This window comes from Methylobacterium sp. E-041, from assembly GCF_022829665.1.
In the GTDB taxonomy this organism is placed as follows: domain Bacteria; phylum Pseudomonadota; class Alphaproteobacteria; order Rhizobiales; family Beijerinckiaceae; genus Methylobacterium.
Genome location: NZ_JAKSYQ010000065.1, coordinates 123,774 through 143,907 on the forward strand (window position 1 = coordinate 123,774; position 20,134 = coordinate 143,907).

The 20,134-nt window shown below is 70.1% G+C and carries 20 protein-coding genes; 11 read left to right on the plus strand and 9 right to left on the minus strand.

From position 1 onward, the window contains the following. Positions 1 to 105: 105 nt before the first annotated feature. Both secA and MKK70_RS05615 read right to left on the minus strand, forming a co-directional pair. A complete protein-coding gene (secA, locus tag MKK70_RS05610) occupies positions 106 to 3,003 on the minus strand; it encodes a preprotein translocase subunit SecA (RefSeq protein ID WP_243946257.1) in 2,898 nt (965 codons plus the stop codon). Positions 3,004 to 3,208: 205 nt separating this feature from the next. Beyond that, on the minus strand, positions 3,209 to 3,622 hold the full coding sequence (locus MKK70_RS05615; protein WP_243946259.1) for a hypothetical protein: 414 nt from the start codon (positions 3,620 to 3,622) through the stop codon (positions 3,209 to 3,211). A 325-nt stretch (positions 3,623 to 3,947) separates the two neighbouring features. Between MKK70_RS05615 and MKK70_RS05620 the strand changes: the two genes are divergently transcribed. Next, positions 3,948 to 4,862 (plus strand): peptidylprolyl isomerase, encoded by a 915-nt coding sequence (locus MKK70_RS05620; RefSeq protein ID WP_243946261.1) that lies wholly within the window; start codon positions 3,948 to 3,950, stop codon positions 4,860 to 4,862. Positions 4,863 to 5,047: 185 nt separating this feature from the next. Beyond that, positions 5,048 to 6,298, plus strand: coding sequence for a GGDEF domain-containing protein (locus MKK70_RS05625; protein ID WP_243946263.1), 1,251 nt, complete (start codon positions 5,048 to 5,050; stop codon positions 6,296 to 6,298). A gap of 48 nt (positions 6,299 to 6,346) precedes the next feature. On the opposite strand, the gene MKK70_RS05630 is transcribed toward MKK70_RS05625, so the two are convergent. After that, a complete protein-coding gene (locus MKK70_RS05630; protein WP_243933375.1) occupies positions 6,347 to 6,502 on the minus strand; it encodes a hypothetical protein in 156 nt (51 codons plus the stop codon). A 98-nt stretch (positions 6,503 to 6,600) separates the two neighbouring features. Beyond that, positions 6,601 to 7,686: a ferrochelatase gene (gene hemH / locus MKK70_RS05635; RefSeq protein ID WP_243933409.1), complete on the minus strand. Its 1,086-nt coding sequence runs from the start codon at positions 7,684 to 7,686 to the stop codon at positions 6,601 to 6,603. 163 nt (positions 7,687 to 7,849) lie between these two features. Between hemH and MKK70_RS05640 the strand changes: the two genes are divergently transcribed. The 3 genes from MKK70_RS05640 to MKK70_RS05650 all read left to right on the plus strand — a co-directional run bounded on the left by MKK70_RS05640 (position 7,850) and on the right by MKK70_RS05650 (position 11,136). Continuing rightward, complete coding sequence (locus MKK70_RS05640; RefSeq protein ID WP_243933377.1) at positions 7,850 to 8,803, plus strand: class I SAM-dependent methyltransferase; 954 nt, start codon at positions 7,850 to 7,852, stop codon at positions 8,801 to 8,803. Between the two features lie 114 nt (positions 8,804 to 8,917). After that, positions 8,918 to 10,450: a bifunctional metallophosphatase/5'-nucleotidase gene (locus MKK70_RS05645; RefSeq protein WP_243946264.1), complete on the plus strand. Its 1,533-nt coding sequence runs from the start codon at positions 8,918 to 8,920 to the stop codon at positions 10,448 to 10,450. Then, positions 10,447 to 11,136, plus strand: coding sequence for a uracil-DNA glycosylase (locus MKK70_RS05650; RefSeq protein WP_147726939.1), 690 nt, complete (start codon positions 10,447 to 10,449; stop codon positions 11,134 to 11,136). The genes MKK70_RS05645 and MKK70_RS05650 overlap by 4 nt, the downstream gene beginning before the upstream one ends. Before the next feature lie 18 nt (positions 11,137 to 11,154). On the opposite strand, the gene MKK70_RS05655 is transcribed toward MKK70_RS05650, so the two are convergent. Beyond that, complete coding sequence (locus MKK70_RS05655) at positions 11,155 to 11,586, minus strand: hypothetical protein (protein ID WP_243936403.1); 432 nt, start codon at positions 11,584 to 11,586, stop codon at positions 11,155 to 11,157. Between the two features lie 350 nt (positions 11,587 to 11,936). Between MKK70_RS05655 and MKK70_RS05660 the strand changes: the two genes are divergently transcribed. Together MKK70_RS05660 and MKK70_RS05665 are read left to right on the plus strand one after the other, a co-directional pair. Further along, entirely contained in the window at positions 11,937 to 12,407 is a 471-nt protein-coding gene (locus MKK70_RS05660) for an AMP-binding protein (RefSeq protein WP_243946266.1), read from the plus strand. A gap of 64 nt (positions 12,408 to 12,471) precedes the next feature. Then, on the plus strand, positions 12,472 to 13,266 hold the full coding sequence (locus tag MKK70_RS05665; protein ID WP_243946268.1) for an enoyl-CoA hydratase: 795 nt from the start codon (positions 12,472 to 12,474) through the stop codon (positions 13,264 to 13,266). A 40-nt stretch (positions 13,267 to 13,306) separates the two neighbouring features. Here MKK70_RS05665 and MKK70_RS05670 read toward each other — a convergent pair whose 3' ends face one another. The 3 genes from MKK70_RS05670 to MKK70_RS05680 form a co-directional block, all read right to left on the minus strand. Then, a complete protein-coding gene (locus tag MKK70_RS05670) occupies positions 13,307 to 13,804 on the minus strand; it encodes a DUF3016 domain-containing protein (protein WP_243946270.1) in 498 nt (165 codons plus the stop codon). Further along, complete coding sequence (locus MKK70_RS05675) at positions 13,801 to 14,016, minus strand: hypothetical protein (protein WP_147728766.1); 216 nt, start codon at positions 14,014 to 14,016, stop codon at positions 13,801 to 13,803. Before MKK70_RS05675 ends, MKK70_RS05670 begins: the two co-directional genes overlap by 4 nt. Positions 14,017 to 14,163: 147 nt before the next feature. Continuing rightward, the gene (locus tag MKK70_RS05680) at positions 14,164 to 14,712 is read right to left on the minus strand and encodes a ComEA family DNA-binding protein (protein WP_243936363.1); all 549 of its coding nucleotides are present in this window, start codon (positions 14,710 to 14,712) and stop codon (positions 14,164 to 14,166) included. A gap of 202 nt (positions 14,713 to 14,914) precedes the next feature. On the opposite strand from MKK70_RS05680, the gene MKK70_RS05685 reads away from it, so the two are divergent. Then, positions 14,915 to 16,801 (plus strand): ABC transporter ATP-binding protein, encoded by a 1,887-nt coding sequence (locus MKK70_RS05685; RefSeq protein ID WP_147858146.1) that lies wholly within the window; start codon positions 14,915 to 14,917, stop codon positions 16,799 to 16,801. 152 nt (positions 16,802 to 16,953) lie between these two features. Continuing rightward, a complete protein-coding gene (locus tag MKK70_RS05690) occupies positions 16,954 to 17,817 on the plus strand; it encodes a cell envelope integrity EipB family protein (RefSeq protein ID WP_409568249.1) in 864 nt (287 codons plus the stop codon). 14 nt (positions 17,818 to 17,831) lie between these two features. Here the strand turns inward: MKK70_RS05690 and MKK70_RS05695 are convergent, their stop codons facing one another. After that, positions 17,832 to 18,143 carry a DUF3572 domain-containing protein gene (locus MKK70_RS05695; RefSeq protein WP_147728254.1) on the minus strand — a complete coding sequence of 104 codons (312 nt, stop codon included), beginning with the start codon at positions 18,141 to 18,143 and terminating at the stop codon, positions 17,832 to 17,834. 79 nt (positions 18,144 to 18,222) lie between these two features. Here MKK70_RS05695 and MKK70_RS05700 point away from each other — a divergent pair, with 79 nt between their 5' ends. Both MKK70_RS05700 and MKK70_RS05705 read left to right on the plus strand, forming a co-directional pair. Continuing rightward, the gene (locus MKK70_RS05700) at positions 18,223 to 18,594 is read left to right on the plus strand and encodes a response regulator (protein WP_147728258.1); all 372 of its coding nucleotides are present in this window, start codon (positions 18,223 to 18,225) and stop codon (positions 18,592 to 18,594) included. A 61-nt stretch (positions 18,595 to 18,655) separates the two neighbouring features. Next, positions 18,656 to 20,029 carry a PleD family two-component system response regulator gene (locus MKK70_RS05705; protein WP_147728255.1) on the plus strand — a complete coding sequence of 458 codons (1,374 nt, stop codon included), beginning with the start codon at positions 18,656 to 18,658 and terminating at the stop codon, positions 20,027 to 20,029. Positions 20,030 to 20,134: the final 105 nt, after the last annotated feature.

A 20,134-nucleotide genomic window follows, 5' to 3' on the forward strand; every position in this document is an offset into this window, starting at 1 on the left:
CAAGTCATCCCGGGCCCGCCTTTCAGCGCCCCGGGATGACGGGGCGGGTGGAGCGCCCCTGAACGAGAACCCAACGGACGGGAGCGCCGTGACGAGAGCAGGCGCTCAGGCCGTGAAGCTGCCGTGGCAGTGCTTGAACTTCTTGCCCGAGCCGCAGGGGCAGGGCTCGTTGCGGCCGACCCGGCCCCAGGTGGTCGCGTCGTCGGGGTCGCGCTCCAGCACGGCCCCGTCGGCCGACAGCCCCTGGGCGGCGTAGCCGTAGGCCGGCCCGCCGCCGCCGTCGCTCCCGGTGCCGCGGCCGGCATAGTCCATCTCGTTCTCGCCGGTGACCGGATCGAGGTGCTGGGCGAACATCTGCGGCAGGCCGGGGGATGGCCCGAACGGGTTCGCCTGGGCTTCCGGCTCCTGGAACATGATCTCGACGCGCGAGAGCTGGCTGGTGACCTGCTCGCGCAGCTGCGTGACGAGGCCGTTGAACAGGTCGAAGGCCTCGGACTTGTACTCGTTCAGCGGGTCGCGCTGGGCGAAGCCGCGCCAGCCGATCACCTGGCGCAGGTGGTCGAGCGTCACGAGGTGCTCGCGCCAGAGGTGATCGAGGGTCTGCAGGAGCACCTGCTTCTCGATGTAGGTCGTCACCTCGGCACCGTTCTTCTCGGCGCGGGCGGCGTAGGCGGTGTCGGCGGCCTTCTTCAGGCGCTCGCGCATCTCCTCGTCGGCGATGCCCTCTTCCTTGGCCCAATCCTCGATCGGCTCGTCGAGGTTGAGGATCTCCGTCACGCGCTCGCGGAGGCCGGCGACGTCCCACTGCTCGGCGTAGGCGTTCTCGGGAATATGGGTCGCGACGAGGTCGTCGATCGTGGCCTGGCGCATCTCCTCGACGGTCTCGGACACGCTGTCCTGGCCCATGAAGTCGCGGCGCTGCTCGAACACGACCTTGCGCTGGTCGTTCATGACGTTGTCGTACTTGAGCACGTTCTTGCGCATGTCGAAGTTGCGCGCCTCGACCTTCTGCTGCGCCTTCTCGATCGCCTTGTTGATCCACGGGTGGATGATCGCCTCGCCCTGCTCGAGGCCGAGCTTCTGCAGCATCCCGTCCATGCGGTCGGAGCCGAAGATGCGCATCAGGTCGTCCTGCAGCGACAGGAAGAACTTCGAGCGGCCGGGATCGCCCTGGCGGCCCGAGCGGCCGCGGAGCTGGTTGTCGATGCGGCGCGATTCGTGGCGCTCGGTGCCGATGATGTAGAGGCCGCCCGGCAGCGCCTTCTTGCGGCCGGCTTCCGGATCGGCCGGCTCGCCCGACGCCAGCACCTTGGTGCGGTTCTCGGCGATCTCGGCCTTGATCGCGGCGACCTTGGCGTCGCGCTCGGGGCCGTCCTCGAGGCCGGCGAGCTCCTTCTCGACGCGCATCTCGACGTTGCCGCCGAGCTTGATGTCGGTTCCGCGACCGGCCATGTTGGTGGCGATGGTGATCGCGCCGGGCACGCCGGCCTCGGCGACGATGTAGGCCTCCTGCTCGTGGAAGCGGGCGTTCAGCACCGCGAAGCGCTTGGTGACGCGGCCCTCGCGCGCGGCGGCGTAGACGTCGGTGAGCGCATTCGGATCGGAATAGTCGAGCAGGGTGAAGCCGGCCTTCTTGAGCAGCTCGGCGATCAGCTCGGACTTCTCGATCGAGCCGGTGCCGACCAGGATCGGCTGGTGGCGCGCATGCGCCGTCTCGATCTCCTCGATGATGCCGGCGTACTTCTCCTCGACGGTGCGGTAGACCTGGTCGTCCTCGTCGACGCGCTCGACCTCCTTGTTGGTCGGGATGTCGACGACCTCGAGCTTGTAGATCTCGGCGAACTCGTCGGCCTCGGTCGAGGCCGTGCCGGTCATGCCCGCGAGCTTGTCGTAGAGGCGGAAGAAGTTCTGGAAGGTGATCGAGGCCAGCGTCTGGTTCTCGGGCTGGATCGTCACCCGCTCCTTCGCCTCGAGAGCCTGGTGCAGGCCCTCCGAGTAGCGCCGGCCCTGCATCATGCGGCCGGTGAACTCGTCGATGATCACCACCTCGTCGTTCTTGACGATGTAGTCCTTGTCCCGGGTGAACAGCGTGTGGGCGCGCAGCGCCTGGTTCACGTGGTGGACGATGGTGACGTTGTGGCCGTCGTAGAGGTCGCCGTCCTTGAGGATGCCGGCGTCGCGCAGCGCGTCCTCGATGAACTCGTTGCCCTCCTCGGTCAGCGAGACGGTGCGCTGCTTCTCGTCGAGGTCGTAGTGCGAGGGCACCAGCATCGGCATCAGCGCGTCGACGGTGACGTAGAGCTCTGAGCGGTCGTCGACGGGGCCGGAGATGATCAGCGGCGTGCGCGCCTCGTCGATCAGGATCGAGTCGACCTCGTCGACGATCGCGAAGTTGTGCCCCCGCTGCGCCAGCTGGGACATCTCGTACTTCATGTTGTCGCGCAGGTAGTCGAAGCCGTACTCGTTGTTCGTCCCGTAGGTGATGTCGCAGGCGTAGGCTTCCTTGCGCTGCTCGTCGTCGAGGCCGTGCACGATCGTGCCGACGGTCAGCCCGAGGAAGCGGTAGACCTGCCCCATCCACTCCGCGTCGCGGGCGGCGAGGTAGTCGTTGACGGTCACGACGTGGACGCCCTTGCCCGACAGCGCGTTGAGGTAGACCGGCAGCGTCGCCACCAGCGTCTTGCCCTCGCCGGTCTTCATCTCGGCGATGCCGCCCTCGTGCAGCACCATGCCGCCGATCAACTGCACGTCGAAGTGGCGCTGGCCGAACACGCGCTTGGCCGCCTCGCGCACGGTGGCGAAGGCGGGAACGAGGATGTCGTCGAGGCTCTTGCCGGCCGCGAGCTCGGCCTTCAGCATGTCGGTGCGGGCGCGCAGGGCGTCGTCCGACAGCACCAGGATCTCGGCTTCGAGCTCGTTGATCGCCGCGACGCGGGGACGATAGCCCTTCACGCGCCGGTCGTTCGACGAGCCGAAAATCTTCTTGGCGAGGGCACCGAGCATCGTGAACCTGCAAACGGGAAAGCCCGTCGGCGGTCTCCCGCAGACGGCTGGCCTTGGCTGAGTTGGCCGGGCTTATAGAGGTAAATATCGCGGGCCGCATCTAAAAGAGGCCGGCGCGCGATGGGCTGCGCAGAGGCGCTTCGGCCCGGATCCGAATCGGTGCCGCCTCGCGCGGCCCGTTCGCGGGCGGCCGTCGCCCGCGGCGTCAGTTGACTTCGCAGAACCCCACGCCGGCGCCGACGATGCGGTCCGACGGGCACCACGGGCCAGCGACCCGCACCGGATGCGGCGACGGCTTCGCACGCTCCGCGATCGGCGCGACGGCGACGGGCGCGACGGCGATGGGCGTCAGCCCGCGCACCGTCTCCCGTGCCTGCGTCCCTGGCTCCGTCCGTGGCGACGCCGGCTCCGTTGCGCGAGGCGGTGCGATCGGCAGGGGAACGCCAGCGCTCGCGATGCGCTCGGTCGCGCGCGGCGGGACCGGAGCCGCGGCGGACGCGCTGCCGATTCCCAGGCGCAGGCGGAACCCGCGTGCCTCGGCGGAGGACGGCGTCGCCGCGAACGCGAAAGCGGTCGAAGCCGCGAGCACGATCCATCCAATCTGCGAGATCCTGCGCATCCGCCCCTCCGTCGATCCGGCAAGCCTGTGCCGGCGCGCGTTCACGAAGGCTCAAGAAACGGAGTCAACGGAATGCTTTCCCCGTGACGGGCGAGGACGGGCGGACGCGACGGCGATGGAACGTGCGTGCATCCTTTCCTCATCTGAGCCGTGCTCCTGCGACCTCATTTCCGTCATCCCTTGCGCCTTGCCTTTGCGTGCGACGCGAGCCACCTGTCTCGCCGATTCCCGCGGCTGCGATGCCGCTTCCTCGAAGCCCCGTGCGAGACCGTCCGGCGCCGTGCCGCGACGGGTCGGGGCGAAACCGTCCAGGAACGCCAACGCCATGTCGAAGACCCAGACCCTCCGCGGCGCGAGCGCGCTCGCCCTGGCACTCGCGCTCGGCGGTACCGCCTCCGCGCAGACGCCGACCCCGGCGGCGCAGCCCTCCGTCGCCGCCGCGGTGCTGCCCTCGCCCGACAGCGTCGTCGCCAAGGTGAACGGGATCCCGGTCACCGCCGGCGACATCGCGGTGGCGGCCGAGGATCCGGCCCTGTCGCTGCCGGGCGTCGACGATGCGCAGAAGAAGGGCCTGCTGGTCGACTACATGCTCGACCTCAAGGTCGGCGCGCAGGCGGCGGACGCCACCAAGATCGGCGACACGCCGGACTTCAAGCGCAAGCTCGCCTACTTCCGCGACAAGCTCCTCCTCGACGAGTACCTGGAGCGCGAGGCCAAGAAGGCGGCGACGCCCGAGGCGGCCCACGCGCTCTACGACCAGTCCGCCAAGCTGATGAAGCCGGAGGAGGAGATCCACGCCCGCCACATCCTCGTGGAGAACGAGGCCGAGGCGAAGAAGATCGCCGCACGGATCAAGGGCGGCGAGGACTTCGCCAAGGTCGCCGCCGAGACCACCAAGGATGCCGGCTCGAAGGCCGAGGGCGGCGACCTCGGCTGGTTCTCGAAGGACCGGATGGTGAAGGAATTCGCCGACGCTGCCTTCAAGCTGCAGCCCGGGCAGGTTTCCGATCCGGTCAAGTCCCAGTTCGGCTGGCACGTGATCAAGGTCGAGGAGAAGCGCAACAAGCCCGTGCCGACCTTCGACGAGCTGAAGGAGCAGATCGATCAGGCGCTGATCCGCAAGGCGCAGCAGGATCTGATCCTGAAGCTCCGCGCCGACGCCAAGGTCGAGCGCTTCGACGAGAACGGCAAGCCGATCGCCGCGCCGGCCCCGGCTGCCGAGGAGCCGAAGAAGCCCTGACCGCGGCGGCCGCCCGACGTTCGCTCGGGCCGAAGCGTGGCAGCCGCGAGCTTCGGCGCGGCTCGCCGCGTCTGAGATGTGATGGCGGACCGCTCATGCACGGAATTTGCGCCTAAGGATCAACATTTGCGCAAGGATCGTGTGAAAGAGTGCCCAACGAGCGGGGCGGCAGGAAAATCATCGCGATGCCGTCGGAGCACGTTCTGCTGAAGCCCCGCCTGGCACCCATGATCTGGCTCACCGAGACCGCGGCGCCGGTCTGCGTCGAGATCAGCGACGGGCTGCGGCGGACGTTGTTCCGGCGAATGTCCTCGCTGATCTCCGGCTCCCTCGTCGGGCTGATCATCATCGCGATCCCGCTGTACCGGAACCCGATCCCGGCATTCTTCGCCTGGGCGGCCGTCGATACGATCCTGGTCCTGTTCCGTTTCGCCGTCATCGGCCGGTTAATGCGGATCCTCCGAGATCCCTCGCTCCGCCGTCCGAGGGACACCCTCGTCGTCGATGCCTTCGTCGCCGGCAGCGTACTGTGGTGCGCGCAGATCGGCGTCGGCGCCTTCCTCTGCATGAGCTTGGGCGATCCCGTCCTGGCGGTGTTCGGCACCATGCTGTCGACCGGGATCGTCGGGGCGATGTGCGCGCGCAATCCCGGCTCGCCGCGCATGGTCAAGCTGCAGATGGTCCTGATCATCGTGCCCTATGCGGCCGGCGCTGCGATGGGGCCGGAGCCGTGGCTGTGGCCGATCGCGCTCATCGCCCCGCTCTATCTATGGGGAACGATCAGCATCAACCGGGAACTCCACATCGATTACCTCAAGATGCTGATGGCCCAGCAGGAAAGCAGCCACCTCGCCCTTCACTGCAGCCTGACCGGCCTGCCGAACCGCAACTTCTTCAAAACGCGCCTCAAGGCGGCCGAGCGGAACGCTTCGGTGCTCTTCCTCGACCTCGACGGCTTCAAGGCGGTGAACGACCAGCACGGGCATCCGGCGGGCGATGCGCTCCTGACGGCCGTCGGCGAACGGATCCGCGGCTGCGTGCCGGATCCCGCCGACGTCGCGCGGCTCGGCGGCGACGAGTTCGCGATCCTGGTCCATGCCGACGACGAGCGCACGATCGCGGCGATCGCGACCCGCCTGATCGCGGAGGTGGCACGACCCTACGCCTTGCCGACGGGGTTGGTCGTCCGGGTCGGCCTCAGCATCGGCATCGCGACCCGGCGCGACGCGGACACCGACCCGATGCTCCTCCTGCCGGAAGCCGATCAGGCCCTCTACGAGGCGAAGCGGGCCGGCAAGGGCACCTATCGCTGGTTCCAGCCGGCGAACGACGCCGACCTCTCCAGCCAAGTGCGAGAGCTTCGCGACATGCTCCCGAAGGCGCAGACCGTCCGCGAGCACGGCTTCGAGGCCGGTCTCTCGGTCACGCGCGCCTAGGGGGCGACGCGCGCCGGCCCCCCGGTCGACGCCGAACCGAGCGCGGCCTCACTTCACGTCGGGCGTCAGGTAGGAGGAGGTCGCCGGGCGGGCGGCGCCGACGATCCCGAGTGCAGCCAGCTCGTCGGTGCGCCGGCGCGACGCCAGGATGTCGAGCACCGCGACGACCAGCCAGGGACACGCGATCCCGATGAAGAACGCCATCTCATCACCCTTGCTGATCCGGGCCGCCTGGCATCGAGATCTGGATGATAGCCCGGCGCCGGGGCTTCGCAAGATGTCGTGCGGGTCGATACGGGTGATCAGACCCAGCCCTGCAGCTCCCGCCGCACCACGGTCTCGATCACCTTCATGCCGAGGTCGCTGTCGTTGAGGCAGGGGATGTAGGCGAAGCGCTCGCCGCCGTTGTCCTCGAAGTAGTGCCGGTTTTCGCCGTCGAGCTCTTCCAGCGTCTCCAGGCAGTCGGCGGTGAAGCCCGGCGCGACGATCGCCATGCGCTTCACACCGGATTTCGCGAGCGTCTGCACGGTCTCGTCGGTGTAGGGCTTGAGCCATTCCTCGTTGCCGAAGCGCGACTGGAAGGTCGTCCGCATCCGCTCGGTCGAGAAGCCGAGCTCTTCGCGGATCAGGCGGCCGGTCTTCACGCACTGGCAGTGATACGGGTCGCCCTTGAGCAGGTAGCTCTTCGGCACGCCGTGGAACGAGGTGAGGATCACCTCCGGCTCGAAATCGAGCTTGGCCAGCCCCTCGCGGATCGAATCGGCCATCGCACGGATGTAGACGGGGTCGTCGTGGTACGGCGCCGAGACCCGCACGGTCGGCTGCCAGCGCATCTGCATCAGCGCCTTGAACGCCTGGTCGCAGGCGGTGGCCGAGGTCGCGGCGGCGTATTGCGGGTAGAGCGGCACCAGCAAAATGCGGTCGCAGCCCTGATCGAGCAGGGCCTGGATCCGCAGGGCGACCTCGGGCTTGCCGTAGCGCATCGCCCAGTCGACCACGACCTTGTCGCCCATCATCGCCTGCAGGCGCTCGGCCTGGCCGCGGGTGATGGTCTTGAGCGGGCCCTCGTCGCGCTCGTTGTTCCACACGCTCGCGTAGTCCTTGCCCTTCGGGCCGGGACGCTTGGTCAGGATGATCAGGTTGAGCAGCGGCCACCAGATCAGGCGCGGCACCTCGATCACCCGGCGGTCGGACAGGAACTCCTTGAGGTAGCGGCGCATCGGCCAGTAGCTCGTGCCCTCCGGCGTGCCGAGGTTCATCAGCAGCACGCCGACACGGCCCCAGCGGACCGGGGGGTGATCGGCCGGAAGGGTGCCCGCGCCGGCCGCACGGCTCGGCTCGACGGTGGAGACGGCCGACAGGGACGCCGGTTCGACGCGTTCGTTCATGGTGAGGTTCTCGGCCATGGCGGCCGCTTCCTGTCCTGGGCCGCCGGGCGCGCGGCGACGGTGAGGCCGCGCGCCCGCATGACGGCGGTGCTGTTGTGCGGGATCGGATATCTAACTAGAGCACGAAGCCCGCCAGCGAAGGTCCGGCCGACGAGAGCGCGACATGCAGTCTCCCCGCTACTTCCTGAACCACTTCATGCCGTTCACCGGCTACCCCTACACGGGGGCGCCCACGGCCTGCAATCTGTGCGGCTCGACGGAGAGCGTCACCGTGGCGGAGACCGATCGACGCCTGAAGACGCTGAAGTCGATCGCCTGCGCCGAATGCGGCCTGATCCGCACCGATCCGATGCCGACGCCGGCCGAGCTGGCGGATTACTACGCCCACGCCTACCGCGCCGACTACCAGCTCGCCTTCGCGGGCGGCCCGCCCCGGGTCCATCTCAAGCGCTCGGCGCGCGAGGCGGCGTTCCGGGCGGAACTGCTCGCGCCGAAGCTGGTGCCGGGCGCCCGCCTGCTCGATTTCGGCTCCGGATCAGGCGAGTTCCTGGCCGCCGCCCGGGCTCGCGGCTGCGAGGCGATCGGCGTCGAGCCGGGCCGCGACTATTCCGCCTATGCCCGCGCGACGCACGGCGTCGAGGTGCTGGACGACGCCGCCGACGACCAGTTCGCACCAGGCACGTTCGACGTGATCACCACGCACCACGTCATGGAGCACCTGCGCGACCCGGCCGACGTGATGGAGCGGCTGGCACGCTGGCTGAAGCCCGACGGCGTGCTCTACGCCGCGGTGCCGAACATGGCCGCCACCGGCAAGCCGCCGCACGAGCGATTCCACTTCGCCCACGTCCACGGCTTCGTGCGCGACACCTTCGACCTCACCGCACGCCGCGCCGGCCTCGTGCCCGACACCAATTACTGGCGCGAGGACACGACGGTGGTCTACCGCAAGACCGATGCGCCGCCGGTGCCGATCCGCGCGCCCGGCCTCGCCCAGCGCCTCGCCGAGGAGCTGAAGCCGATGCCGGCCGCGGCCTACCTCGCTTCCGGCGCCTGGATCTGGCCGATGGTCCGCCGCAACGCCAAGGCGGTGCGCGAGACCTTCTCGGCCCGCTAGGACATCGTCTGCGGGCGGGCCGGGCTTCAACGCGCGCGAAGATGCTCCAAGGACCGTCGTGCGCGCGTCACGTCGGCGGGGGTAGGCTGGGCTTTTCCGCCAAGACGCAACGCCATGCCTCGCCCCAATCGCCGCCAGACCTTCGGTCTCGGCATCGGCGCCGGCCTTTCGGCCGGCCTGCCCGCCATCGCGAACGCGACCGAGCCAACGGCGCCCGAGCCGACGCTGACGCTGCTCCTCGTCAACGACGTCTACCTGATGGGCGAGGTCGACGGGCGCGGCGGGTTCGCGCGGCTCAATGCGATCGTGAAGGCCGAGCGCGACCGCGGTGTCCCGGTGCTCTACGCCCATGCCGGCGACACCCTGTCGCCCTCGCTGATGTCGGGGTTCGACAAGGGCGCCCACATCGTCGACCTGCTGAACCTCGCCCCGCCGGACGTGTTCGTCCCCGGCAACCACGAATTCGATTTCGGGCCCGCCGTCTTCCGCGAGCGCATGGCCGCCGCCGCCTTCCCGTGCTTCGCCGCCAACCTGCGGGACGGGTCCGGCCGGCCGTTGCCGAGCCTGCGCGATCGGCATATGCTCACCCTCGGCGGCCTGCACGTCGGCGTCACCGGCATCGCGTTGGCCGCGACGCCGGAGAAATCCCAGAGCGGCGATCTACGCTTCGGGCCCGAGCTGGAGACGCTGGCCGCGCAGGCCGAGGCGCTGCGCGCCGACGGCGCGGATCTCGTCGTGGCGATCGTCCACACCGCGCGCGCGACCGATCTCGCGATGCTGGCGGCGGGCCATGCCGACATCCTTTTGTCGGGGCACGACCACGACCTCGTGGTGCAGTACGACGGGCGCCGCGTGCTCGCGGAGTCGAGCAGCGACGCGCATTACGTCACCGCCATCGACATCCACGCCAGCGTCTCGACGGCGGGCGGCACGCGGCGCGTGACGTGGCGGCCGAGCTTCCGAATCCACGATTCGGCGACCGTCGCACCCGATCCGGATACGCTGACCCTCGTGCGCAAGCTCGAGGGCGACCTGTCGCACCGGCTCGACGTGCCGGTCGGCGAGACCGCCTATCCGCTCGACAGCCGCATCGTCTCCGTGCGCGCCCGCGAGGCGAGCTTCGGGAGCCTCGTCGCCGACGCGCTGCGGGAGGCGACGGGCGCCGACATCGCGGTGATGAACGGCGGCGGCGTGCGCGGCGACCGCCTGTACCCGGCCGGCACGATGCTGACGCGGCGCGACATCCTCACCGAGCTTCCGTTCGGCAACACCATCGTGTCGGTGGCGATCACCGGCGCCCAGGTCCGCGCGCTGCTGGAGGCGGGATTTCGCGAGCTCGGCCGCCCGGCCGGCCGCTTCGCGCAGGTCTCGGGCCTGACCGTCCGCGTCGATCCCGATGCGCCGGCGGGCGACAGGATCGTCTCCGTCCGCGTCGGCGATGCGCCGCTGGACCCGGCCCGGACCTACCGGGTCGCCGCCAACAACTTCCTCTACGAGGGGGGAAACGGCTACGGCTTGCTGGCTCGGGGGCGGACCTTGATCGGCGCGACGGATGGCGGGCTCGTCGCCACCGCGGTGATCGATTATGTCGCCCGCCACGCCCCGATCACCGTGACCGAGGGCGAACGCATCCTGATCGGCCGATGACCGAACCGACCGTCTCCGCAGCGCTCGCCGCGTTCCGGCAAAGCGCATCCCCGTGGCTCGCCTTGCCGTTCTTCACGGAGGGCGCGGCGGATATCGTGGCGGCACGGGTCGACGAACGGATCGCAGCCGGCGCGCAGGTCTTGCCCGCGCCCGGCAACATCTTCGCCGCCCTGGCGCTGACGCCGCTGCCCGCGGTGAAGGTCGTGATCCTCGGGCAGGATCCGTATCCGACGCCGGGCGACGCCAACGGGCTCGCCTTCTCCTATGTCGGCTCCCGGCGCCTGCCGGCCTCGCTCAAGGTGATCCTGGCCGAGGTCGAGCCGGGCAAGGCGACGCGCGGCGACCTCACGGCCTGGGCGCACCAGGGGGTGCTGCTCCTCAACAGCGCACTCACCGTCGAGGCGGGCCAGGCCGGGGCGCATCTTCGGTTCGGCTGGGCGAGGCTCGCCGACGAGGCGGTCGCGGCCGTCTCGGCGCGCGCCGAGCCCGCCGTGTTCCTCCTGTGGGGGGCACAGGCGCGGGCGCGGGCCGCGCTGATCGACCGATCGCGACACGGCGTGCTCGAATGCGGCCATCCGTCGCCGCTGAACCGGGCGCGCGACTTCCCCGGCTCGGACCCCTTCGGCCGGGCCAACGCGTGGCTCGCCGAGCACGGGTCGGCGCCGATCGCGTGGCGCCTTCCCTGACGGCTCCGTCCCGCAGCGTTACTGGGCGGGCTTCGGCGCCGGTGCCGGTTGCGCGGGCGTGTCGGCGCCGGCGGGCGGCGCGTCGGCTGCGGCCGGCAGCAGCACGTCCTTCGCGACCGTGCCTTCGGGGCCGTATTCGCCGGCGACGGCGAGGCACGCCTTCTCGCGATGCTGGGCCATGTCGTTCGACATCAGCGCGAACATCGACTGCACCCGGCCGCCGAACGGGCCGCGCGGGCTGACGTCGGCCGATCGGGTGCCCTGCTTGACCAGCAGCGCCTCGAAGGTGTCGGTCCCGATCCGATAGCCGCAGACGTTCGACGCCGCGAAGATGTAGGCTGCGAATTCCAGCGCCCGCGGGGCCGGGGCGTTGCGGATCTGCGCCGCGGCGGGCTGCGCGGCGAGACCGAGGCTCAGGAGGGCGGCCGCGGCGGCCGGCGTGGCGAACATGCGCATGGGCGAAAGTTTCCTCATCGTCATCGACGACTTCTTGCGAGTCGTTGAGACGGGCGAGATACGCCGAACGGTGAACGCCGCCCAGGGGGAGCGGCCCGACGGATTGCCTCAGGCCGCGCAGGACAAAGGCGAAGGACGTTCGTGGTTAAGCATTACCTGCGTTGCAATCGATAGCGGCGTTTCTACCGCGTCACTGGCCGTCCCGGTCCCTCGTCTGCCTTGCGGAACCGCGGAACTTGTTTCGACTTGATCCTGCCCTACGCGGGGGTTCGAAGCCTGCTATTAACCGGTGGCGAGCAGATCGGAGTCCGACATCTTCCGCAATGAGCCGGACTGGACGCCGCATGCACTTCGCCCTCGACCACCGCGCAGAGCCAGATCCCGCCTTCGTGCCGCCGTCGCTGCGCCTCGCCGAACCGAGCGACGCACCCTCGGGCGAGCGCCGCAACCGCTACGCCCGCTGGGCCCTGCACGAGCGGCTGGGGGAGGGCGACGTCGTCGCCCTGCTGATGCGCAACCAGCCCGACGTGCTCGCGATCTGGCAGGGCCTCGGCTCCGTCGGCGTCACCGTGATGCCGCTCGACCTCACCCTGCGCGGGACCGCGCTCGCCCGGAACCTCGACGCGATCGGCCCGCGCCACCTGTTCGTCGATGCCGGCCTCGCGGAGACGCTGTGCAGCGTCCAGGGCCTCGTCTCGGTCCAGCCGCTGGTGTGGTGGCACGGCGGCGCCGACTTCGCCCGCATCGACCTCGAGATCGCCGAGTACGACGACGCCCCGCTCGCCCCGCAGGCGCTGCCGGCGCGCCGGGCCTGAGCCATCCTCGAAACCCGACGCGTCCGTGATAGGCTCGACCGGCCATCGACACGGGAGCCAGGGCATGTCCTCGACCGCGCAGACCGACGCGCCGCTGCTGCTTCGCGCGGATGCTCAAGGCATCGCCACGCTGACGCTGAACCGCGGTCCGGCCCGCAACGCGCTGTCCCTCGGGCTGATGGCGGCCTTGCAGGATGCGCTCGACGCGATCGCCGAGGATCGAGCCGTGCGCGTCGTCGTGCTGCGCGGCGCCGGGCCGGCCTTCTGCGCCGGTCACGATCTCAAGGAGATGCGCGCGCATCCCGGGCGCGAGGCCGCTGCCGAGGTGTTCCGCGCCTGCTCCCGGCTGATGCTGGCGATCACCCGGCTGCCGCGGCCGGTGATCGCGCAGGTTCACGGCATCGCCACCGCCGCCGGCTGCCAGCTGGTCGCGACCTGCGATCTCGCGGTCTGCGCCGACGACGCCCGCTTCGCGACGCCCGGCGTCAACATCGGCCTGTTCTGCTCGACCCCGATGGTCGCGCTCTCCCGCGCGGTGCCGCGCAAGGCGGCGATGGAGATGCTGCTGCTCGGCGAGCCGATCGACGCCGCGGAGGCGTTGCGCATCGGCCTCGTCAACCGTGCGGTACCGACCGCCGACCTCGATGCGACGGTGCAGGCGATGGCGATGCGCATCGCGGGCAAGTCGGCGCGGGTGGTGGCGATCGGCAAGGAAGCCTTCGGCCGCCAGGCGGAGCTCGGCCTTGAGGAGGCCTACGCCTACGCCGCCGAGGTCATGACCCGGAACATGATGCTCGCCGACGCCGACGAGGGCATCGACGCCTTCCTTCAGAAGCGCACGCCGCGCTGGCCGGCGTGAGCCGCGGTCGAGCCGCGCGGTTCGGCGCGCGAAACGTCCGTCAGCCGCGGCCGGCCGGAACCGGGAAGCGGCGCGCGAACCAGTCGCGCAGCACCGCGCGCTCGTAATACAGGCTGCCGGTCGAGAAGCGTGGGTTGGCCGTCAGCATAAAGTTGGGGTCGGTGACCGTATCCTCGCCGCTGGCGACCACCCGCTTGCCACGCCGCAGTGCGTAGGCGAGCCGGATCCGCGGCGGCGTGAAGTCCTGGACGATCCGCAGGCCGCTCGGCGTGCCGAAGCCCGGCCGCTCGTACCCGGCGAGATCGATGTCGAGGACGGTGATGTCGAGGCTCTCGTCGGGGCCGAGGCGACGGCTGCCGAGGTCCTGGAAGATCCGCGTCATCTCCGCCAGCGTCAGCCGCAGGCTCCGGCCGGAGGACGCCCAACGGTCCTCCGCGTCGGTGAAGCGCTCCGGCGCGACGTAGCGCACGCCGACCTGCGCGACGGCGGGACCGCCGAGCGCGAGACCCGTCAGGGCTGCCAGGACGACGCGCCTCATTGCTTGGCGCGGTTGATCACGGCGAGCAGCGCGCGGGCGACCGGCTCGGTCACGTTGCGGCGGTACTTGCGGTGGACCAGTTGCCCGTTGTGGTAGACGTCGTGCTCGACGTAGAGCCGCTCGCCGTCCCACCGCACGATGTTGTCGGTCTCGGTCGTCTCCTCGACGCCGAGGTCGTCCCGAAGGATCGCGCTGCCGGTCTGGGTGAACATGCGCAGCTCCTCGCACCTTGATCGGGGATCGCCCGCGCAGACGATCCGTCCGTAGGGTCCACAATAGGCAACCGGCGCAGGCTGCGCCAGTTGCGGCACCGCTCCGACCCCCGACAAGGACAGCTCGGCTTCGCGGTCGCGGGCATCTCAGCGGATCGTGATCTGATCCTTGATCTTGTCGTAGGTCGCGCGGCTGAGCACGCGCTTCGACAGCAACTGGTCGATCGTCGTGTAGGGCCGGCGCTGGATGATCGCCCGCCCGATGCTGCCGCCGCCGCGCAACCCGTTCAGCTCCGCCAGCGATGCGGTGTTGAGGTCGACCAGCGCCAGCGCGCGCGGTCCGGCGCTGTCGCCGGCCTCGTTCACCTCCGCCTGACCGGTCGGTTGCGGCTCCGGCACGGATTGCGAGAGAACCGGGGCTTCCGCGGTCGGCTGGGGTGCCGGAGCGGGTGTGGGCGCGGGATCCGGCGATACCGGCGGCGCGGCGATGCCCGCTCGAGGCGCTGCGGGGGACGGGACCAGCGTCGGCGTCCCGACCTTTCGCGGCGCCGGGGCGACGGATGCCGGCGGCACGGCGACAGGCGGCGCCTGCGCCGGCGACGGTGCGTGCGGCAGAAAATACTGGATCAGGGCGGCGAGGCAGCCCGCGACGACCAGCAGAAGCGAGATCCGCAGAATCGTCGAACCGCTCAGCATCGCCCCTCCCATCCGTGTTGTTTGGCAAACGCTTGGCAAGTTTTGCAAACGCTTGGCAAGATAGAGACGTTGCGCTGCCGGAGCAAAGCACGGCGTAGACGATCGGGCCGGCCGTCAACAAGCGTCGGCGCGGAAGACCTTCGGACGGCTTGCGGGGCCTTCGGCATCGACGCCGGCTCCGCGCCGGCCCATACCCGCCGGGATGCCGACCGCCCGCCTCGACCCCGCCCTGGCCGCTCCGCTCGCCGCCGCCAGGCGACACATCTCCGAACGCTTCGGATCGCTGCGCTACCTGCCGGCCCTGTTCGCGCAGGTCCGCGCCGCGAGCCCGCGCCTGTTCGCCGCCAGCCTCGCCCTGCGCCTCGTCGGCGCCGGGCTGCCGGTGGCGACCCTGTGGCTCGCGAAGCTGATCCTCGACGCGATCGTCGCGGAACATGCCCGGCCGCGGGCGACGCCGATGAGCGTCGATGCGTGGCTCTCGGACCCGCACCTGTCGCGGCTCGCGGCCTTGGTCGCGGCCGAACTTGCCCTGGCGATCCTCTCCGACCTGATCGGACGCCTCAGCACGTTGGTCGACGGGTTGGTCGCCGACCTCTATTCCAACGCCGCCTCGCTCCGGCTGATGCGCCATGCGGCGGCCCTCGACCTCGCGCAGTTCGAGGACAGCGCACAGCAGGACCGGCTTGAGCGGGCGCGCCGGCAGGTCACCGGGCGCACCAGCCTGATCGCCCAGGTGTTCGGGCAGGGGCAGGCCCTGGTGACTTTGCTCTCGTTCGCCGCGGGCGTCGCGGTCTACACCCCGTGGCTGATCGTGCTGATCGCGGCGGCGCTGGTGCCGGCCTTCCTCAACGAGGCGCACTTCACCCGAGCCGGTTACCGCCTCGCCTGGATCCGCACCCCGGAACGGCGGCGGATCGACTACCTGCGCTACCTCGGCGCCAGCGTCGAATCGGCCAAGGAGGTCAAGCTGTTCGGCCTGAACGGCTACATCACCGACCTCTATGCCGGCCTCGCCGACAAGGTGGTGGCCGACAACCGCGCGCTGGCGATCCGCCGCGCCGGCTGGGGCGGCGCCTTCGCGGCGCTCGGCACGCTGGCCTACTACGCCGCCTACGCCGTCATCGTCTGGCGCACCGTGGCGGGCGGCTTCTCGATCGGCGATCTCGCCTTCCTTGCCGGCGCCTTCCAGCGCTTGCGCGGGCTGATCGAGGGCCTGCTGCTCGGGTTCACCCAGATCGCCGGGCAGACGCAGTACCTCGAGGACCTGTTCTCGTTCTTCGCGATCGCGCCGTCGATCCGCTCGCCCGAGACCCCGGCACCCCTGCCGGCGACGATCCGGCAGGGCCTCGCCTTCGAGGATGTCGGCTTCCGCTATCCCGGCGTCGACGCGTGGGCGGTGCGGCACCTGAGCTTCACCCTCGCGGCGGGCGAGACCCTGGCGCTCGTCGGCGAGAACGGGGCCGGCAAGACCACCATCGTCAAGCTGATGACCCGGCTCTACGACCCGACCGAAGGGCGCATCCTGCTCGACGGCCTGCCGCTGCAGGCCTACGACCTCGACGCGCTCCGCGGCCGCATCGGTGCGATCTTCCAGGATTTCGTCCGCTTCGACCTCACCGCCGGCGAGAACGTCGCCGTCGGGCGGATCGAGGCCCGGGACGATGCCGAGCGCATCGGCCGTGCGGCTGTGCGTGGCCTCGCCGACGCGGTGATCGCGCGCCTGCCGGCCGGATACGACCAGCCCCTCGGCAAGCGCTTCGACGGCGGCGTCGACCTGTCCGGGGGCCAGTGGCAGAAGATCGCCCTGTCCCGGGCCTACATGCGCGACGCCGAGATCCTGATCCTCGACGAGCCGACGGCCGCGCTCGACGCGCGCGCCGAGTACGACGTGTTCCGCCGCTTCCGCGACCTCAGCGCCGGGCGGGCCGCGGTGCTGATCTCGCACCGCTTCTCCACCGTTCGGATGGCCGATCGCATCCTGGTGCTGGAGGACGGAAAGGTGCTCGAAGCCGGCACGCACGACGCGCTCGTCGCCCTCGGCGGACGCTACGCCGAGCTGTTCGAGCTTCAGGCGGCCGGCTACCGCTGATGCGGCGCCCGGCATTGCTCCGGGCCCGGCACCCACTACCTGCAGCCTGCGCCTCAACTTCGGCCGTCACCGCCTCGGGAGTTTCCACGATGCCACGCCACGCCACCGCCCTCGTCGCCGCGTTCCTCGCCGGCGCGGCCTGCTTCGGCGGCATGGCCCATGCGGCGCCGGCCACGCCCGACGCCTCGGCCAAGCCGGCGCCCGAGGCGGCCAAGCCCGAGGATTCGAAGCCCGGGAAGCCCGAGCCGGTGATCCTCGCCAACCACAAGGCGGTCTACGACCTGTCGCTCGCCTCCACCGGCGGGACCCGGGCGGTCGAGAGCGCGCGCGGGCGCATCGTGATCGAGTTCAAGGGCGACGCCTGCCGCGGCTACACCATGCAGACCCGCCAGGTGACGGTGCTCGAATCCGGCGAGAGCGGCAGCCGGACCTCGGACCTGCGCAACACCACCTTCGAGGGCGGCGAGGCCCGCGATTTCCGCTTCCGCACGGTGACGGTGCTGAACGGACAGCCGAGCCCGGCCGTCGACGGCACCGCGGATGCGAGCGGCGACGCGTTCAAGGTCCGGCTCAAGGAGCCGAAGAAGGACCAGTTCACCGCCGCCGGCCCGGTGCTGTTCCCGAGCCTGCACATGCGCCGCCTCGTCCAGGCCGCGCGGGCTGGCGAGACCACGATGTCGGCCAAGGTGTTCGACGGGTCGGACGACGGCCGCAAGGTCTACGACACCCTGGCCGTGATCGGCCGCCGTGCGTCGGCGCCGGCGAACGCCGCCGCGTCGGACCGCGACAAGCCGCTGCACGAGGGTGCGATGGCCGCCGTGCCGCACTGGCCGGTGACGCTGAGCTACTTCACGCAAGGGGAGGGCGAGCGCACGCCGATCTACACCCTCACCTTCGACCTCTACGAGAACGGGGTCAGCGGCGCGCTCAAGCTCGACTACGGCGACTTCGCGATCCTCGGCGACATGACCCGCCTCGAGCTCGACAAGGCGCCGGACAAGCCGTGCGCCCCGTAGCCGGCACGCGGCCCTTAGAACTCGTCGGATTGTTGCGGCGAGAGCCGTCGCCACGCCGCCGCGATGCGCTCGGGCTTGATGTCGAGCCCCTGCGCGCAGGCGAGCAGCACCGGCTCGTCGCCCATGACATGGTCGAGCACGCCGACGAGGAAGGCCGGGTCGGACAGCGACGCGCGGACGTCCTCGGGCGACAGCCCGGTCGCGTTGAGGAACGGGAACAGGCGGTCCTCGTCGGCGACCATCCAGCCGAGCACGTCGACGGCCAGGTTGTGGTCGGCGGCGGTGGCTCGCGTCGACCCATCGTCTTGAAGTGATTTGCGATTCATCAACATCTGTCGCTTACAAAGGCGTGAGGTCGGGTAACGTCCCGTAAAGGACGCGCGGCGGCACCGGGATCGAAGCGTGATGACGAAAACGGTGTTGATCGTCGAGGACAACGAACTGAACATGAAGCTCTTCAACGACTTGTTGGAGGCCCACGGTTACGCGACCCTCAAGACGGCCAACGGCATCGAGGCGATCGAGCTCGCGCGTGCCCACCATCCCGACCTGATCCTGATGGACATCCAGCTTCCCGAGGTTTCGGGGCTCGAGGTGACCAAGTGGCTCAAGGAGGACGACGACCTCAAGCACATTCCCGTCGTCGCCATCACCGCCTTCGCCATGAAGGGGGACGAGGAACGCATTCTCGAGGGCGGTTGCGAGGCATATTTGTCCAAACCGATCTCCGTCGCGAAGTTTTTGGCAACGGTTCGCACGTATCTTGCCGACAAGTAGGGTCCGGATCGAGCCCTCGACGGCGCCTGCGATCGCCCGCTGAAACCTTGTGCGAGGAACGATGTCGGCCCGCGTCCTGATCGTCGACGACCTCTTCCCGAACGTGAAGCTTCTCGAAACGAAGCTCGCGCTGGAATACTTCGACACCGTCGCGGCCATGAACGGCCCGGACGCGATCGCGATCTGCGAGAAGGGCCTGTGCGACCTCGTCCTCCTCGACGTGATGATGCCCGGCATGGACGGGTTCGAGGTCTGCCGCATCCTCAAGAACAACCCGCTCACCGCGCACCTGCCGGTGGTGATGGTCACGGCCCTCGACCAACCCTCGGACCGCCTGAAGGGCCTCGACGCCGGCGCCGACGATTTCCTGACCAAGCCGATCGATGACACCGCGCTGTTCAGCCGCGTCCGCAGCCTCGTGCGCCTGAAGGCCGTGACCGACGAGCTGCGCAGCCGCGCGCTCGCCTCGCGCGAGTTCGGCATGGGCGACCCGCTGGCGCTCGCCACCGCCGAGACCGGCCTCAACGCCAGCCTGCTGCTGGTCGAGGATCGGCGCGGCTCGGCCGAGCGGATGGCGGCGGCGCTCGGCCAGTTCCACGCGGTCACGCTCGAGACCGATCCGCAGGCGGCGATCCACGTGGCGGCCGAGGGCGGCTTCGACCTCGTCCTGGTCAGCCTCGACCTCGAGGGCTTCGACGGGCTGCGCCTGTGCAGCCAGCTGCGCAACCTGGAGCGGACCCGGCAGGTGCCGCTGATCATGCTGGCCGAGGCGCATGACCGCGCCCGCATCGTGCGCGGCCTCGATTTCGGTGTCCACGACTACCTGCTCCGCCCGATCGATCGCAACGAGCTGGTCGCGCGGGTCCGCACCCAGATCCGCCGCAAGCGATTCTCCGAGGTTCTGCGCAGCGCGGTGCAGGCGTCGATGGAGATGGCCGTCACCGACGGGCTCACCGGACTGCACAACCGGCGCTACCTCGACAACCACCTCGCCGGCCTGTTCTCCGATCCGCGGCTGCGCGAGCGCCCGGTCGCCGGGCTGATCCTCGACATCGATCACTTCAAGGCGATCAACGACACCCACGGCCACGAAGCCGGCGACGAGGTGCTGCGCACCTTCGCCGACCGCGTCCGCCTGCACACCCGCACCATCGACATCGTCGCCCGCTACGGCGGCGAGGAGGTGGTCATCATCCTGCCCGACGCCGGCCTCGCCGAGGCCCACGCCATCGCCGAGCGCATCCGCGAGCGGATCGAGGGCATGCCGTTCTCGATCCATCGGGACACCCGCAGCGTCCCCGTCACCGTGTCGATCGGCGTGGCGACCCGTCAGCCCGAGGATGTCGGCCCCGGCGAGATGCTGAAGCGCGCCGACCTCGCGCTCTACCGCGCCAAGGCGCTGGGGCGGAACCGCGTCGAGGCGCAGGCGGCCTGACCCGTCCGATCGTCGCCGGATCCGGCGCGCACGCTTGGAACGGACGCGCATCCCTGCGGCGAAGGTCCGCCGGTTGACACCCGTCCGCGCTTCGCCAACACCCTG

Excerpts from the sequence above, each read along its gene's own strand:
- MKK70_RS05675 (WP_147728766.1), bottom strand. The coding sequence starts at position 14,016 with ATGTTCACCCAGACCGGCAGCGCGATCCTTCGGGACGACCTCGGCGTC.
- MKK70_RS05705 (WP_147728255.1), top strand. The coding sequence starts at position 18,656 with ATGTCGGCCCGCGTCCTGATCGTCGACGACCTCTTCCCGAACGTGAAG.
- MKK70_RS05690 (WP_409568249.1), top strand. The coding sequence starts at position 16,954 with ATGGCCCATGCGGCGCCGGCCACGCCCGACGCCTCGGCCAAGCCGGCG.
- MKK70_RS05645 (WP_243946264.1), top strand. The coding sequence starts at position 8,918 with ATGCCTCGCCCCAATCGCCGCCAGACCTTCGGTCTCGGCATCGGCGCC.
- MKK70_RS05620 (WP_243946261.1), top strand. The coding sequence starts at position 3,948 with ATGTCGAAGACCCAGACCCTCCGCGGCGCGAGCGCGCTCGCCCTGGCA.
- MKK70_RS05660 (WP_243946266.1), top strand. The coding sequence starts at position 11,937 with ATGCACTTCGCCCTCGACCACCGCGCAGAGCCAGATCCCGCCTTCGTG.
- MKK70_RS05665 (WP_243946268.1), top strand. The coding sequence starts at position 12,472 with ATGTCCTCGACCGCGCAGACCGACGCGCCGCTGCTGCTTCGCGCGGAT.
- MKK70_RS05700 (WP_147728258.1), top strand. The coding sequence starts at position 18,223 with ATGACGAAAACGGTGTTGATCGTCGAGGACAACGAACTGAACATGAAG.
- hemH (WP_243933409.1), bottom strand. The coding sequence starts at position 7,686 with ATGAACGAACGCGTCGAACCGGCGTCCCTGTCGGCCGTCTCCACCGTC.
- MKK70_RS05625 (WP_243946263.1), top strand. The coding sequence starts at position 5,048 with ATGCCGTCGGAGCACGTTCTGCTGAAGCCCCGCCTGGCACCCATGATC.
- MKK70_RS05685 (WP_147858146.1), top strand. The coding sequence starts at position 14,915 with ATGCCGACCGCCCGCCTCGACCCCGCCCTGGCCGCTCCGCTCGCCGCC.
- MKK70_RS05615 (WP_243946259.1), bottom strand. The coding sequence starts at position 3,622 with ATGCGCAGGATCTCGCAGATTGGATGGATCGTGCTCGCGGCTTCGACC.
- MKK70_RS05655 (WP_243936403.1), bottom strand. The coding sequence starts at position 11,586 with ATGTTCGCCACGCCGGCCGCCGCGGCCGCCCTCCTGAGCCTCGGTCTC.
- MKK70_RS05670 (WP_243946270.1), bottom strand. The coding sequence starts at position 13,804 with ATGAGGCGCGTCGTCCTGGCAGCCCTGACGGGTCTCGCGCTCGGCGGT.
- MKK70_RS05630 (WP_243933375.1), bottom strand. The coding sequence starts at position 6,502 with ATGGCGTTCTTCATCGGGATCGCGTGTCCCTGGCTGGTCGTCGCGGTG.
- MKK70_RS05650 (WP_147726939.1), top strand. The coding sequence starts at position 10,447 with ATGACCGAACCGACCGTCTCCGCAGCGCTCGCCGCGTTCCGGCAAAGC.
- MKK70_RS05680 (WP_243936363.1), bottom strand. The coding sequence starts at position 14,712 with ATGCTGAGCGGTTCGACGATTCTGCGGATCTCGCTTCTGCTGGTCGTC.
- MKK70_RS05695 (WP_147728254.1), bottom strand. The coding sequence starts at position 18,143 with ATGAATCGCAAATCACTTCAAGACGATGGGTCGACGCGAGCCACCGCC.
- secA (WP_243946257.1), bottom strand. The coding sequence starts at position 3,003 with ATGCTCGGTGCCCTCGCCAAGAAGATTTTCGGCTCGTCGAACGACCGG.
- MKK70_RS05640 (WP_243933377.1), top strand. The coding sequence starts at position 7,850 with ATGCAGTCTCCCCGCTACTTCCTGAACCACTTCATGCCGTTCACCGGC.